The organism is Streptomyces sp. NPDC048257, from assembly GCF_043201855.1.
GTDB lineage: Bacteria > Actinomycetota > Actinomycetes > Streptomycetales > Streptomycetaceae > Streptomyces.
In genome coordinates, this window is record NZ_JBICZI010000003.1 from 12,642 (window position 1) to 25,675 (window position 13,034).

The following is a 13,034-nucleotide window of genomic DNA, read 5'->3' on the forward strand; positions in this document are numbered from 1 at the left end:
CGGCCCCCCGCACGGTTCTGCCGGACACGGCCTGCCCGGCCGGCCCGCACGGCTGGATGCCGGTCGAGCCCAGCCCGCTCCGGGGGCAGGGCCTCAGCCGCTCGCGGTCAGGACGTCATCGAGGTGGGGAAGGACGTGATCGGCCCACGCGTTGTCGTGACGCTCGGCTCCGGCCCGGTCGTAGAACCCGGCATGGGTCAGCCGCAGCCGCGTCCCGCCTTCCGGGGAAGGATCCAGCTCGACCGTGACGACGGTCTCGGCGCCGTCGGTGCCCCTGGCGCCGGTGACCCAGGTGAGCCTCACCAGCCTCTGCGGCTCGAGTTCCAGGAACCTCCCGTAGTGGGGGTAGAGCTGATCCTGGTGCCGGGTGACGAACACGAACGGCTCGTCGACCACGGCACGCATCCGGACCATGCCCGGCTCGGCGAACCAGGTGTCGAAGCCCTCGGTCCACGCCCGGTACAGCGCTTCGGGCGACGCCTTCATCACCCGCTCCACCGCGAGGCCGTGCGGGCGCGCGGCCACGTCGGGTCCGGGCAGAGGATTCGTTCCCGTCATCGGCTTCTCCTCGCTCACGGTTCGTTCCGGCCTCAAGAATGCCCCTCGGCGGCTGGGCTCGCCTCCGTGCCGGCCACAGGGGAGACGAAGCCGGCGTGCGGGCCCCGCGGGGGCGACTGCCGATCGTCACCCGAGCGCCGGGAGCTGGGGATGCGGATCCCGGTGGATGCCGGGATGCTGGATGCGCCAGCAGTACCCTCAAGGAGGCCAGGATGTCGATGCTCGACAAGCTCAAGGGCCTGATCAAGGGCCACCCGGACCAAGCCCGCCAGGGCGTCGAGAAGGCCGGCGACGCGTTCGACGCGAAGACCGGCAAGAAATACCAGAGCCAGGTCGACACGGCGCAGCAGAAGCTCAATGAGCAGCTGGGAACCACGAGGCCGCCCGAGGACCGCCGCCCGCCGCAGACCTAGGCATCATCCCCGCTGGATCCCCTCCTTCGCTGCACCGGGCCCGCGCAACGGGCCGAGCGGGGGTCGGGGACCGGGGCGAGCCCGAATACCCCGGCAACCCTTCGCAGTTCGCAGTTCGCAGTTCGCAGTTCGCGGCCGTCGGCCGTCGGCTCGAACCTGACGACCTCTCCGGGCCGCCACCGTAGTGCGGGTGGCGGCCCGTCGGTATCGCCAGGTCGTGGCGGCGCTCCCGAGTCGGGAATCGGTGAGGCGACCACTGCCATTTCGCGGAGCCGCGATGGTGACTGCCGTGAGCCCTCCGTCGTTCTCGGGGAGCACGTGAGCGCGCCCCCGACGGCAGGGCGACGGGGAGTACGTCACGATGGCGGTGCCCGACCGGATGGACGAGCGTCTACGGGCGCTGGGCCTGGTGGAGGCGCAGCGGATGGCCCAGGCGGTGCTCGCCGATGTGACGGGGCGCGGTCTGATCGCACCCGGTCGCACGGAGCGCCGGGTGGATGCCCGGATCGCCGAGGTGGCGCGGCGGGTCTTCCGTGCGAGCCGGACGTGCGGCCCGGCGCGCGCTGTGTCCACGGATTCTTCTGTCGGATTCGCTGTCGGGTAGGTTTGTCGGATTCGTCCGTTGGATGATCCGCCACAAGCGGGGGCGTGCCAGGCGTCCGGTTCGTTCACCGGTCCAGTTGCTCGGTGGGGCGGGCTCTTGATTGACTGGCACGCGCCGCCCCCCTGACGGCCGGCGCGCAGGTGCGAGCAGGGGATCCAGTCCTTCTGCCGACCGCGCCAGGAAACCGCCATCGTGAAGCATGATTCCGTCCTGTCCCACCAGCCTGCTCCCAGCCGTGAGGCGTCCCGACGCCCGGCCGAGGGCGTACCGGGACCTGCGGGACAGGGCCGGGGACATGGACAGGGGCGGGGTCGGGGGCGCCGGGAGTTCAGGCGGCGGATCGGTTCCGCAGCCGCGGCCCTGCACAACATCGGCGCGGTCACCACGGCTCTTCTCTGCCTCGTGGCCATCGGCGCCATGATCCACGAACCGGTCCTCATACCCTCCCTGGCCGCCAGCGCCGCCGTACTCCACAGCACCCCCACCCTGCCCATGGCCCAGCCCCGCAGCGTCATCGTCGGGCACCTGCTCGGCGCCGCGGCCGGGTACCTGGTCCTCGCGCTGTCACACAGCAGTCCCTGGACCGCGGCACTGGCAGGCGGAGCCACTCTCGCCGCAACGACCCTCGCGCGTACCCCGCACTCCCCCGCCGTCGCCACGTCCGTGATCGTCGTGCTCCAGACCCCCGCCCCGGCCCGGTTCGTCCCCCTGCTGCTGGGCGCTACGACGGTCCTCACGCTCGCCGGCGTCGCCGCCTCCCGCGTACGCCGCGGGGCACCGCGCTACCCCGTCTCCTGGTGGTAGCGGCGGCTGAGAGTGCAGCCCGGGTTCCGTGACGGATTCGGTCTACCCGCGGCCGCACGCGGCCTCCGCCTCCGCGGACGGGGTGCCGGCTTCGGTGGATCCGGCCGCGTTCGGCCGGATCCACCGATCCGATCTCGTGGCCGTGTGAGCGGGCAGCGCGCAGGGACGATCTGGCTGCTGCCGAGAAGGCGGCGCCACGACCCGCGCTCCCGCGGGGAGTTCCTCGCACCGACCTCGACCGCCTCCTGAGCGACGACACGCCCCGGACCTGCCCTCGCACCCACGCGCAACGGCGAAGCCGTGGAAATCTGGATCGGTCCGGACCGCACCGCCCACCGCTGCGCGAAGCACCGAGTGAAGGAAGCAACCGCCATGACCACGAACAGCGCCTACGTGATCGTCGGAGCAGGACTGGGCGGGGCGAAAGCCACGCAGACCTTGCGCGAGGCGGGCTACGACGGCCCGCTCGTCCTCGTCGGAGCGGAGCACGAGCGCCCGTACGAGCGCCCGCCGCTCTCCAAGGGCTACCTGCTGGGATCACAGGAGCGCGAGGGTGTCTACGTACACCCGGATCAGTGGTACTCCGAACACGACGTAGACCTGCGACTGGGCAGGACGGCCACCGCCCTCGACCCCGCAGCCCGCCAGGTGACGCTCGCCGACGGCAGCCGGATCGACTACGCCAAGCTGCTGCTGACCACCGGCTCCTCCCCGCGCCGACTGCGCGTTCCGGGCGCGGACCTGGAGGGGGTGCTGTACCTGAGGCGGCTCGAGGACAGCGACCGGCTCAAGGCGGCGTTCCGGCCCGACGCCAAGGTCGTCGTCATCGGCGCGGGCTGGATCGGCCTGGAGACCGCTGCCGCCGCCCGTGCGGCGGGAGCCCAGGTGGTGGTGCTGGAGAGCGCGGAGCTGCCCCTGCTGCGGGTGCTGGGCCGTGAGGTCGCCCAGGTCTTCGCCGACCTGCACCGGGAGCACGGCGTGGACCTCCGCTTCGGCGTGCAGATCACCGCCATCACGAGTGACAGCGACGGCGACGGCCGCACCGTCGACGGTGTCCAGCTCGCCAACGGGACCCGCATCGCGGCCGACACCGTCATCGTCGGCGTGGGCATCACGCCCAACACCGGCCTGGCCGAGAGCGCCGGGCTGACCGTCGACAACGGCATCGTCACCGACGAGCACCTGCGTACTTCCGCCCCCGACATCTACGCAGCGGGCGACGTGGCCAACGCCCACCATCCCTTCCTGGGACGGCACATCCGCGTCGAGCACTGGGCCAACGCCCTCAACCAGCCGCAGACCGCGGCCCGGGCCATGCTCGGCCAGGACACCGTCTACGACCGGCTGCCGTACTTCTTCACCGACCAGTACGACCTGGGCATGGAGTACACGGGGTACGTGGAACCCGGCGGCTACGACCGGGTCGTCTTCCGAGGCAGCACCGCGGCCCGCGAGTTCATTGCCTTCTGGCTGGCCGGCGACCGCGTCCTGGCCGGTATGAACGTCAACGTCTGGGACGTCACCGAGCCGATCCAGGCCCTCATCCGCTCCCGCGCGGCCATTGACCCCACGCGTCTCGCCGACCCGCAGGTTCCGCTGGAATCGCTGCTCCCGCGCTGACCTCTAGGTGCGCGTTGAGCCGGCGCAGGGCGATGACACCCCCGATGCCCGGAACGGCCGACAGGGCGAAGGCCGTTCGGTCCGAGGCGGCCTCGCGGGCGGCCGCGATGATGACGATCAGGTAGGCGCAGCCGTGCAGGGGACCCACCACCGAGGCGAGCGCGTCGAGGTGCAGGACGCCGACGTTGGCCAGCAGGGTCGCCAGGGTGACGAGTTCGACGGGAGCGGAGATTCGGAGGAGCCGGCTGGTGCCGCACGCTTCAGGTACGTCAGCTGCTTCAGGTACGTCAGCTGCTTCATGCAGGTCAGACGCTTCATGCAGGTCAGGCACGTCAGGCTCCTGTGGTGGATCCGGGGCGGACGATCATCAGGACGGTCACCGTTGCCCACAGCAGGTTGAACAGCCCGGTGAACATGCCCAGTTGCCCGGCTGTCCGTCCGAGGGCGGAGCTCGCCCCTGCATCGAGGGCGCCCCGGAGGCCGGCCATCGCGGCGGCCTGGCGGGGCAGGATCAGACCGCCGAGCACGGCGGCGGCCGCCGCCGTCAAGGCGATGGAGGTGAGGAGCCAGGGACTGCTCAGCACCTGGAGGCTGTTGGCGGTCGCCAGGCCGAACACCGGCACCGCGATCGCGATCACGGCGTAGACCCGGCAGACGCGGTGCAACGTACGGACCTCGGAGAGGTCCCCCGCAGTGGCGGGATCGGTCACGGCACGGCGCACGGCGGCCGGGAACATGCTGGCGGCGACGGTGACTGGGCCGATCGTGATGATCGCCGCCAGGACGTGGATGGCGAGCAGGAACTTGGTCACGTGGGTGATCCCGGAGGTCAGAAGGAGGGAGAAGAAGATGAGGAGGGCGTGGACCGGCGGCCGGTGACCTTGGTGGTTGGCAGGCGGCCGGCCCTGGCCGTGCCGGTCAGTTCGTCGCCCGTCACGGTGACGTCGAATGCCAGGTGCAGCCGCATGGGCTTGGTGATCGACTGGCGCCACGTCAAGCGGTCTCCGTGGCGTTCGATGCCGGTCAGCGGAACCTCCTCCGCATCTCCTGTGGCGACTCCGCGCAGGTCCCCGTCGTGCAGGAACAGGCGGAGTACGACCTGCTGTCTGCCGACGGGGGTGGCGATGACGAGGTTCCAGGTGCCGTCAGCAGACATGCGGTGCGCTTCGCTTCCTCGGTGGCTTGCCGTTGGTTGGCTGGTGGGCGGGGTGGGCTTCAGAAGGCCGCGGGGACCGGACCCTTGGCCTGCCAGACGGTGCCGCGCCGTTCGTGCGCGAAGAGTCGCTCCACCGCGTGCGCGATCCGCGGCCCGAGTTCGCGCTCCAGCAGGTGCAGAGCGAGATCCAGGCCGGAGGTGACGCCTGCGCCGGTCACCAGGTCCCCGTCGTCCACTACGCGGGCGTCGATCGCCACGACGCCCGTGGCGTCGAGCAGGTCCATCCCGAGGTGGTGGGTGGTCGCGTGCCGGCCCTCGATCAACCCGGCCATGGCGAGCACCAAGGAGCCGCCGCAGACCGTGGCGACGGTCAGCCCCGGCCGGGCCAGCGCCTCCTTCAGGAGTGCGGGCAGGCCGGTCTCCAGCGAGCGGCCGAGGAGGGCCGGGATGGAGTCGGCGTTCACCGGGGCGTCCGGATCGGAGAGGTCGCCCAGTGGGCCGGCGGCGCCCGGTACGACGACCAGGTCCGCCCGCCGGGGGTCGAGTCGGGCGGTGGCGCGCAGCGAGACCGGTCCCGCGCCGCTGGGTACGTCGCGCGGACCCTCCGCGGTGACCAGCTCCACCCGCAGGGCCCCCGGGGCTGCCATGGAGCCGGCGTGGAGGACCTCGTACGGGGCGATCGCGTCCAAGGGGTCGAAGCCGTCGAACAGCACGATCTGACACAGCATCGGACAGGGTTCCTCGTCTCTGTGAGAAACGCCCGGGTGGGGCGCCGACTCCGACGCTAGTCACGGTCCACAGCGCTCGGAAGAGGCTGGAATGCCACCTGTCAACGGATTATGGCCAACCCGGATCCGGAGCTACACGACTGCCTTGACCTGCAGGAACAGGGTGGAAGTGGCAGGGCTGCGCGGAGCGGCCCCGCCGCGGATGGCTATGGTTGGGCCATGCATACCGTGGCCGTGCTCGCCCTGGACGGAGTGATCCCGTTCGACCTGTCGACCCCCATCGAGGTGTTCGCGCGCACCCGCCTTCCCGACGGTCGCGCGGCCTACCGGGTCCGGGTGTGCGCGGCCGCCGAGGAGGTCGACGCGGGGGCGTTCGCCCTGCGCGCGCCGTGGCCGCTGGCGGCGCTGGCCGAAGCGGACACGATCATCGTGCCGGGCACGGCCGATCCGACGGCGCCCGTACCCGAGGAGGTGCTCGACGCGCTGCGGCAGGCGGCCGCGCGGGGAACCAGGGTCGCCTCCATCTGCGTCGGCGCTTTCGTGCTGGCCGCCACGGGCCTCCTGGACGGCCTGCGCGCCACCACGCACTGGTCGGCCGCCGATCTGCTGGCCGCGCTCCATCCCGCCGTCGAGGTGGACCCGGGCGTGCTGTACGTGGACAACGGCCGGCTGCTCACCTCGGCCGGCGCCGCTGCCGGGCTGGACCTGTGCCTGCACATGATCCGGCGCGACCTCGGCTCGGCGGTGGCCGCGGACACCGCCCGACTGTCCGTCATGCCCCTGGAACGCGACGGTGGGCAGGCCCAGTTCATCGTGCACGACCAGCCGCCGGCCCCGCGCGGATCGGTGCTGGAGCCGCTCATGCGCTGGATGGAGGACAACGCCCGGCGCGACCTCGCCCTCGACGACCTCGCCCGGCACAGCGGCATGAGCGTGCGGACCCTGAACCGGCGCTTTCGCGAGCAGACCGGCACGTCACCGCTGCAGTGGCTGCACCGGGCCCGGATCCGCCAGGCGCAGCATCTGCTGGAGACGACCGCACACCCCGTCGAACGGATCGCCACACAGGTCGGCTTCGGCTCGCCCACCGCGTTCCGGGAGCGCTTCAAACGCCTGACCGGCACCAGCCCGTACGCCTACCGACGCAACTTCCAGACGCAGAAGGGGCTATAGCCGGGTCGGGGCAGGCACCCCGTACGAGTGACACCGTCCTGTTCGAGCGAGTTTCAGCAGCGGCCGTCCCGAGCCCGCAGGGCCCGCGACCCCTACGAGAACATCCGTTCGCGCAAGGCCCCCCGTTCGGGCCGTGACCGCCCCGATCCCGAACCGTTTTTTGGAGCACCAGTGCCAGCCGCGCATCCATCCGGAGGACACGCCGTGGCCTTTGTGCCCCACCTCACGACCACCCCCAACGCGTCCGAACACCGCCACCACGCTCCCCTTCCCGCCGGCCGCTTCGCACACGGCATGGACGGCCCCGCCCCCGCCCCCGCCCCCGCCCCCGCCCCCGCCCATGCCCATGCCCATGCCCACGCCCACGCCCACGCCCACGCCCACGCCCACGCCCACGCCCACGATCGGAGACACGTGACCCTGTTCGACTCTGCGTCCGCCGGCCGCGTCCGGTACCGGACGCGGCCGACCCACGACGGCGCGCGGTGAGCGGCGGTCCCCGGCACACGGTGCCGGTCGACGTCCACCTCGTCCTGCGCCGCGACGGCGATGCGGGCCCCGAAGTGCTGCTCTCGCGCAGGGCCGGGCCGGTGTACGCGACCGGCCTGTGGCACCTGCCCTCCGGGCACCTCGACCCGGGCGAGGACATGGTCGAGGCCGTGGTCCGGGAGGCCCGCGAGGAGACCGGCGTCCTCATCGCGACGCAGGACGTGGCCGCGGCGGTCACCGTCCATCACCGCCCTCCTCAGGGCGCCGGCTCTCGGATCGGCGTCTTCTTCGAGGTACGGCGGTGGTCGGGCCTGCCGCAGGTGCGGGAGCCGGACCGGTGCGACGGCATGGGCTGGTACCGCCTGGACGGCCTGCCGGAGCCCATGGTGGCGTACTGCCGGGCCGGCCTGGACGCGTACCGGGCCGGAATGCCCGCCGCCGTGCACTTCCAGCAGCCCGGCGACCTCGTCCGGTACGCCGCGGACGGCATCGAGCGGACCCACCTCCTGGCCGCTCCGCCCCCGCCCCACGGGATCGACCTGCCCCACCGGCTGCGCGGGTTCGCCGAACAGGCCGTCGGCCGGATCGCGCAGGCGGTCGACGTCTCCTGGGCGCGCGCCGGGAGCCGGGTCTGGCGGCTCACCGGGGCCGGCGGCGGCACGTGGTACCTCAAGCGGCACCGCGGGCCGCGGTTCCACGACCGCGAGGTGGCCGCGTACCGCGCGTGGGTACCGGGGCTCGGGCGCCAGGCTCCCCGCCTCGTCGCAGCCGACACGGCGGCGCGGGCCGTCGTCGTCACCGCGCTGGCGGGGCGGTCGCCGCACGGCATGGTCCTCGACGCGGCGACCGAGCTCCGCCTCCAGCAGGAGCTGGGCCGCCTCGCCTCTGCTCTGCACCGCTGCTCCCCGGCCCGGCCCGCCGCGCCTCCCACGGCCGCTGCCGGTACGGCCGGGGCCCACACGGCCGCGGCCAAGGTGAAGCGCCACCTGGAGGAGGCCCGACCGTACCTGGCCGACGGGGACGAGGAACTGGTACTCGCCCTTGCCCGCGCGTACGAGGACCTGCCGCAGGCCGCACACGTACCCACGCACGGCGATCTCCAGTACCGCAACGTCCTGCTCTCCGACGACGGCGAGGTGGGGCTGTTCGACTTCGAGCGCTCGGAGTACGCCACCGCCACCCGCGACATGGTGCGCCTCAGTGACACCTGGACCGGTCGGCCCGACCTGCGCACCGCCTTCCTCGACGGGTACGGCGCAGCGCTCACCCCTGTCGAGGAGTTCCGCCTGGACTGCGAGGCGGCCTTCGACGCGGTCTCCGGAATCGCCTACGGCGCCGGCCACGACGACCCCGAGGTGACGGAGCGCGGCCACCGCACCCTGGTCCGGCTCCACGCCCTCCACGCCGGCAGGGCGGGGTGGTAGGGGTGGTGGTTACTGCTCGGCGATGAGGGTGGGCAGCTTGCGCATGTCGTGGAAGACGATGGTGTCGGGACCTGCGAGCCGTTCGGCCGGGGTGAGCCCGCCCGCGTAGCCGAAGGCGCGCATCCCGGCGGCGCGGGCGGCCTGGACACCGGGGCGGCTGTCCTCGACGACCACGCACGCGGCGGGGTCGGCGCCCATCTGCCGTGCCGCGTGCAGGAAGAGGTCGGGGGCAGGCTTGCCCCGGGACACCTCGGTGGAGCTGAAGATGCGGCCCTCGAAGCGTTCGTAGAGACCGGTGACGCCAAGGGTGTGGCGCATCTTCTCGTGCGAGCCGCTGGAGGCGACGCAGACCGGCAGGGTGATCTCGCTCAGCGCCTCGGGCAGTCCATCGACCGCCTCGAGGCCGGAGTCCACTGCGTCCCGATGGCGCTGGATGAGCTGCTCCCACCAGAAGGCGGCTGCTTCCGGGCCCAGTTGCTGGGCGATCTGTTCGCGGATGGCCTCCCTGGAGCGTCCCATGAACCGGTCGACGACCTCCTCGGGGGTCAGCGGCCAGCCCAGTTCCGCTCCCAGGGCCACCTGGATGCGCAGGGCGATGCGTTCGCTGTCGACCAGGACCCCGTCGCAGTCGAATATCACGAGTTCAATCGGCTTGATCATCCCGGCAGCATAGGCGGCCGGCGGGCTCGGGCGGCCGGCTCGATCGACCGCCGGTCCGTGCTCCGTGGAGCCCCGCCCGCCCCGGTAATCGCCGACCAGGGCAGAATCGCAACCGTGCCCACCCCGGCGGGCCTTTCGCCACAGGCCGCGCAGCGTGCGGCTCGTGCGAGCGCACTCTCGTGGCCGGCACCGGCTCATCCGGACATCAGGGGCGCAGTGGCCTGGCGTCAGTGCTCCAGAAGACGGCCGGTACGGCCGAGGGCAAGGCATTGCTACCCGAGCCAGACAACACTCAGGACGGACAAGCCGCGGGTGAGGCGGTTGGCCACGCAGACGACGGGCAGCTGTCCGACGGACGCGGCCCGGACGTCCTCGCCCTTCGGGTCGCCGGCGTTCCTCTGGGGCCAGCCCCACGGGGAGCGCACCACGATGTCCAGGACATCTCGGCCCCTCTCCCTGGCCGGCTCGGGAAGCTCGGCTACCGTCTTCACGCCCTGCGGGGACAGACGCACCGCCCACGCCTGACCGGTCACCCGCGGCTGCCGAGGACGTCGTCCAGGCCCACGAAGCCGGAGTCGTCTCGGCCGGAGTCCATGAAGGCGTCGACGGCCGGGGCCGTGGCGACGCGCAGCTGCCAGGTGCGCACCACCTCGTGCAAAGGGGTGAGGCTGAAGGAGTCGCGGGCGTCCTCCAGGGCCTTGGCCCAGTCCCGCTCGAACGCCGGCACCCACGTGTCCGCACGGCGGTCGGCACGCAGCTGCGCAAGCAGTTCGGCCGCGGCGCCGGGCGCGGGTGCGTACGGCGGGACGGGTACGTGGTCGGCGGGTTGGGCGCTCACGGGCTCCTCCAGGCCGGTTGTACCGCCACGGTAGCCGCCACAGCAGTGGAGGGAGGAGGGGGTTCAGCTCTCACGACCGGTGGAGGCAGGTCTGGACGTAGCGGCAGGCCGCGGCCTCGCTCGTGCCCAAGCTGTCGCGACCTTCTCCCTCGGAATGTCGGCCGCTCTGGTGAGAACCCGACTTCACCCGCCGACCCGCCCACTCCTGGACCCCCTGTGGTGCTTGCCGTTACCGGTCCTGCGCGGTCAGGAGCAGGACCAGGGCTTGGAACGGGTAGTCCCGAGCGCGGTGGCCACCGCTTCGGCCGACATGCCGTCGTCGCACAGCGCGCTGGCAGCATCCCGGCCCACCCGGGCGGCGATCCGCTCCAGCACACCGGCGGCGCGCAGCGCGGCCACCGGCGCGTCCGCGGCCGCGGCGGTCAGCTGCCCGGTCATCTCGACTAGGAGCGCGGCCAGCGGCTCGGGCAGCGGCACGGCCGCCTCACGGACAACGGACAGGTGCGCGGTCCAGTCGTCGAGCGGCCCCGCGAGGTCGACGTCCGCTTCGTACAGGGGCCGGTCGTCGATCGTGCCCCAGTCCAGGGGGTATTGAGCGGCGCTGCGCCATCCGCACGCGCACACCGCCCGGAAGGCCACCGCGCCCGGGCGGCGGGCCCGGCTCGCTGCCGCCGACCAGCACACCCGCCGCGCCCGCGTGCGCGTCCCCGAAATCGACCGTCCACCAGTCCCAGTCCACCAGCACGCCACCCACTCCCACATCCCTGCCCCGCCGGGCAGTCCGGCCGGATCCCGTCTGCGACCCTGCCCCGGCCCCGCACACGCCCACACCCCGGCGGCCCCAACAACCAGTGCAGTTGGGTACCGGCCACGCGACACATCCCGAAAACACGACACCCGAACCCTGTGCCGCTCACGGCAGCGGGTGTCCTGTGCCGTCGTGCGCCCCGAACTTCGACTTCCACGAGTTGTGTCAGCGAAGATTGATTGCCCAGCTCAGGCGCACAGCGCGTATGTGAGGCTCGGGGCTCCTGGCGGTCGAACAGGAGCGCGTCAGCCTTGACGGAGTTCCGAGACGGGGAAGATGGACCAGTCCCGTCGATGTCCTGTTACCGCGCCTGACGGTAGGGCCGTCGTCGCGTTCGGGAGCCCGCGAGCGGCAGGCAGCGGAGTGGCTTTCCCGTGCTTGGGTTTTGTGTTCGGTGCGATCCGGTCAAGTTGTCCGTAGTCATTGACAACCGAAAGGCGTCGCTGTGAGCGGGTTCGACATCTGGGGGTACCACCCCAACGCGGGATACCTGCGGGGCACTGACATCGTCGGCTACAAGGTCGAGGCCACCGACGGCAGCATCGGCAAGATCGACAAGCATTCCGAGGATGTCGGCGCCTCCTACCTGGTCGTGGACACGGGGGTGTGGATCTTCGGCAAGCATGTGCTGCTGCCGGCCGGGACCATCGAGCGCATCGACGTGATCGGGGAGAAGGTCTACGTCAACCGGACGAAGGACCAGATCAAGGACGCGCCGGAGTACGACGAGGCCAAACAGGCCGGCGAGTCCAACTACCTGGAGCGGTTCGGGCGGTACTACGGCCGGCCCCCCATGTAGAGGGTGGAGCCCTCGTCGCCGATACGCGGCTGTTCTGTCCGACCCACGCAGCCACGTCCTTGTCGATGTACTCGACCAGGCGCAGCACCTCGGCGTGTGCGGCGGGGAGAGTGAGCCGGCGGTCGTGTCCACGCCGGCCGGTCTGACCGGGCCGGAGCCGCAGGCTGCCCTCATACGCGGCCGACACCAAGACGGGCGGCCTCCCTGCCGTCAGGGGCGGGAGCCTCCGGCCGCCCCTGACCTCGCACCCGCCTTCCCCGCCCAGGCCGACGAGGTCACCCTCATCGACGGGATCACCGCGCTGGCGGTCGCGGACGAGATCCGCGACGGGTACAAGCGGGAGCTGTACCCGCACTGGAAGGACGACGACAAAACGGCTGCACCGCCCGCAACGACGTACTCATCGCCGAGGCCATCGAGGCTCCGGCCCTCGGGGCCAACTGCTTCCTCACCGGCGGGGTGTGGCATTCCTACTACGACGACGTCCTCGTCCAGGGCCCCTCCGGCGTCGACATCGACCACATGGTCCCGCTCGCGGAAGTCCACGACAGCGGCGGCTACAGCTGGACCACCGAACGCCGCCGCCGCTACGCCAACGACCTCGGCTCCGACGTCACCCTCGTCGGCGTCACCGCCCGCTCCAACCGCCAGAAGTCCGACCAGGACCCGGCCACATGGATGCCCGCCCCCGCCGTGCACTGCCGCCGTCCGTCACCAGCGAGTGCAGCCCGCCGGTCGACTGAAGGTAGACGGCCAGGGTGCCCAGGGCGACGGTGATGAAGCCGTTCGTGCGGTTCGCCGTTGCGAGCAGCCAGTCGATCGGCACCCAGAACGGTTGGGCCAGGCGGCGCAGACGCATCCTGAGCGCGGCGAGGAGGAGTCCGTACGCGTGCCAGCGAGCCGCTTTCGGGCTCAGCGGGCGCCCGCTTTCGGGGTGGCCCTCGAAAGCGGCGAGCCATG

The 13,034-nt window shown here is 72.0% G+C and carries 17 protein-coding genes; 9 read left to right on the forward strand and 8 right to left on the reverse strand.

Annotation, left to right across the window (positions count from 1 at the left end; genetic code table 11):
- Nucleotides 1-93 precede the first annotated feature (93 nt).
- A complete protein-coding gene (locus ACGFZK_RS07440; protein ID WP_393847904.1) occupies nt 94-558 on the reverse strand; it encodes an SRPBCC domain-containing protein in 465 nt (154 codons plus the stop codon).
- A 212-nt stretch (nt 559-770) separates the two neighbouring features.
- Here ACGFZK_RS07440 and ACGFZK_RS07445 point away from each other — a divergent pair, with 212 nt between their 5' ends.
- From ACGFZK_RS07445 to ACGFZK_RS07460, 4 genes are all read left to right on the forward strand, one after another.
- Nucleotides 771-971: an antitoxin gene (locus ACGFZK_RS07445; RefSeq protein ID WP_393847905.1), complete on the forward strand. Its 201-nt coding sequence runs from the start codon at nt 771-773 to the stop codon at nt 969-971.
- Between the two features lie 361 nt (nt 972-1,332).
- Nucleotides 1,333-1,575 carry a hypothetical protein gene (locus ACGFZK_RS07450; protein ID WP_393847906.1) on the forward strand — a complete coding sequence of 81 codons (243 nt, stop codon included), beginning with the start codon at nt 1,333-1,335 and terminating at the stop codon, nt 1,573-1,575.
- A gap of 417 nt (nt 1,576-1,992) precedes the next feature.
- A complete protein-coding gene (locus ACGFZK_RS07455) occupies nt 1,993-2,379 on the forward strand; it encodes an HPP family protein (protein ID WP_393847907.1) in 387 nt (128 codons plus the stop codon).
- Between the two features lie 372 nt (nt 2,380-2,751).
- On the forward strand, nt 2,752-3,999 hold the full coding sequence (locus ACGFZK_RS07460) for an NAD(P)/FAD-dependent oxidoreductase (protein WP_393847908.1): 1,248 nt from the start codon (nt 2,752-2,754) through the stop codon (nt 3,997-3,999).
- Here ACGFZK_RS07460 and ACGFZK_RS07465 read toward each other — a convergent pair.
- The 4 genes from ACGFZK_RS07465 to ACGFZK_RS07480 are packed head-to-tail and all read right to left on the reverse strand — an operon-like array spanning nt 3,920 to nt 5,883.
- Entirely contained in the window at nt 3,920-4,330 is a 411-nt protein-coding gene (locus ACGFZK_RS07465) for a hypothetical protein (RefSeq protein ID WP_393847909.1), read from the reverse strand. The two genes, ACGFZK_RS07460 and ACGFZK_RS07465, sit on opposite strands and share 80 nt — an antisense overlap.
- Nucleotide 4,331: 1 nt before the next feature.
- Nucleotides 4,332-4,811 (reverse strand): hypothetical protein, encoded by a 480-nt coding sequence (locus ACGFZK_RS07470; protein WP_393847910.1) that lies wholly within the window; start codon nt 4,809-4,811, stop codon nt 4,332-4,334.
- A gap of 17 nt (nt 4,812-4,828) precedes the next feature.
- On the reverse strand, nt 4,829-5,155 hold the full coding sequence (locus ACGFZK_RS07475; RefSeq protein WP_393847911.1) for a hypothetical protein: 327 nt from the start codon (nt 5,153-5,155) through the stop codon (nt 4,829-4,831).
- Nucleotides 5,156-5,214: 59 nt separating this feature from the next.
- Nucleotides 5,215-5,883 carry a DJ-1/PfpI family protein gene (locus tag ACGFZK_RS07480; RefSeq protein WP_393847912.1) on the reverse strand — a complete coding sequence of 223 codons (669 nt, stop codon included), beginning with the start codon at nt 5,881-5,883 and terminating at the stop codon, nt 5,215-5,217.
- Nucleotides 5,884-6,102: 219 nt separating this feature from the next.
- Here ACGFZK_RS07480 and ACGFZK_RS07485 point away from each other — a divergent pair, with 219 nt between their 5' ends.
- The 3 genes from ACGFZK_RS07485 (at nt 6,103) to ACGFZK_RS07495 (ending at nt 8,969) form a co-directional block, all read left to right on the forward strand.
- Entirely contained in the window at nt 6,103-7,056 is a 954-nt protein-coding gene (locus tag ACGFZK_RS07485; protein ID WP_393847913.1) for a GlxA family transcriptional regulator, read from the forward strand.
- 204 nt (nt 7,057-7,260) lie between these two features.
- Complete coding sequence (locus tag ACGFZK_RS07490; RefSeq protein WP_393847914.1) at nt 7,261-7,545, forward strand: hypothetical protein; 285 nt, start codon at nt 7,261-7,263, stop codon at nt 7,543-7,545.
- Nucleotides 7,542-8,969 carry a phosphotransferase gene (locus ACGFZK_RS07495; protein ID WP_393847915.1) on the forward strand — a complete coding sequence of 476 codons (1,428 nt, stop codon included), beginning with the start codon at nt 7,542-7,544 and terminating at the stop codon, nt 8,967-8,969. Before ACGFZK_RS07490 ends, ACGFZK_RS07495 begins: the two co-directional genes overlap by 4 nt.
- Nucleotides 8,970-8,978: 9 nt before the next feature.
- On the opposite strand, the gene ACGFZK_RS07500 is transcribed toward ACGFZK_RS07495, so the two are convergent.
- The 3 genes from ACGFZK_RS07500 to ACGFZK_RS07510 all read right to left on the reverse strand — a co-directional run bounded on the left by ACGFZK_RS07500 (nt 8,979) and on the right by ACGFZK_RS07510 (nt 11,151).
- Nucleotides 8,979-9,629: an HAD family hydrolase gene (locus ACGFZK_RS07500; protein ID WP_393847916.1), complete on the reverse strand. Its 651-nt coding sequence runs from the start codon at nt 9,627-9,629 to the stop codon at nt 8,979-8,981.
- 529 nt (nt 9,630-10,158) lie between these two features.
- On the reverse strand, nt 10,159-10,467 hold the full coding sequence (locus ACGFZK_RS07505) for a DUF6247 family protein (RefSeq protein ID WP_393847917.1): 309 nt from the start codon (nt 10,465-10,467) through the stop codon (nt 10,159-10,161).
- A 246-nt stretch (nt 10,468-10,713) separates the two neighbouring features.
- A complete protein-coding gene (locus ACGFZK_RS07510) occupies nt 10,714-11,151 on the reverse strand; it encodes a hypothetical protein (RefSeq protein ID WP_393847918.1) in 438 nt (145 codons plus the stop codon).
- Nucleotides 11,152-11,720: 569 nt separating this feature from the next.
- On the opposite strand from ACGFZK_RS07510, the gene ACGFZK_RS07515 reads away from it, so the two are divergent.
- Both ACGFZK_RS07515 and ACGFZK_RS07520 read left to right on the forward strand, forming a co-directional pair.
- Nucleotides 11,721-12,074 carry a PRC-barrel domain-containing protein gene (locus ACGFZK_RS07515; protein ID WP_393847919.1) on the forward strand — a complete coding sequence of 118 codons (354 nt, stop codon included), beginning with the start codon at nt 11,721-11,723 and terminating at the stop codon, nt 12,072-12,074.
- 459 nt (nt 12,075-12,533) lie between these two features.
- The gene (locus tag ACGFZK_RS07520) at nt 12,534-12,851 is read left to right on the forward strand and encodes a hypothetical protein (RefSeq protein ID WP_393847920.1); all 318 of its coding nucleotides are present in this window, start codon (nt 12,534-12,536) and stop codon (nt 12,849-12,851) included.
- Nucleotides 12,852-13,034 lie beyond the last annotated feature (183 nt).

Excerpts from the sequence above, each read along its gene's own strand:
- ACGFZK_RS07440 (WP_393847904.1), bottom strand. The coding sequence starts at position 558 with ATGACGGGAACGAATCCTCTGCCCGGACCCGACGTGGCCGCGCGCCCG.
- ACGFZK_RS07445 (WP_393847905.1), top strand. The coding sequence starts at position 771 with ATGTCGATGCTCGACAAGCTCAAGGGCCTGATCAAGGGCCACCCGGAC.
- ACGFZK_RS07450 (WP_393847906.1), top strand. The coding sequence starts at position 1,333 with ATGGCGGTGCCCGACCGGATGGACGAGCGTCTACGGGCGCTGGGCCTG.
- ACGFZK_RS07455 (WP_393847907.1), top strand. The coding sequence starts at position 1,993 with ATGATCCACGAACCGGTCCTCATACCCTCCCTGGCCGCCAGCGCCGCC.
- ACGFZK_RS07460 (WP_393847908.1), top strand. The coding sequence starts at position 2,752 with ATGACCACGAACAGCGCCTACGTGATCGTCGGAGCAGGACTGGGCGGG.
- ACGFZK_RS07475 (WP_393847911.1), bottom strand. The coding sequence starts at position 5,155 with ATGTCTGCTGACGGCACCTGGAACCTCGTCATCGCCACCCCCGTCGGC.
- ACGFZK_RS07480 (WP_393847912.1), bottom strand. The coding sequence starts at position 5,883 with ATGCTGTGTCAGATCGTGCTGTTCGACGGCTTCGACCCCTTGGACGCG.
- ACGFZK_RS07485 (WP_393847913.1), top strand. The coding sequence starts at position 6,103 with ATGCATACCGTGGCCGTGCTCGCCCTGGACGGAGTGATCCCGTTCGAC.
- ACGFZK_RS07500 (WP_393847916.1), bottom strand. The coding sequence starts at position 9,629 with ATGATCAAGCCGATTGAACTCGTGATATTCGACTGCGACGGGGTCCTG.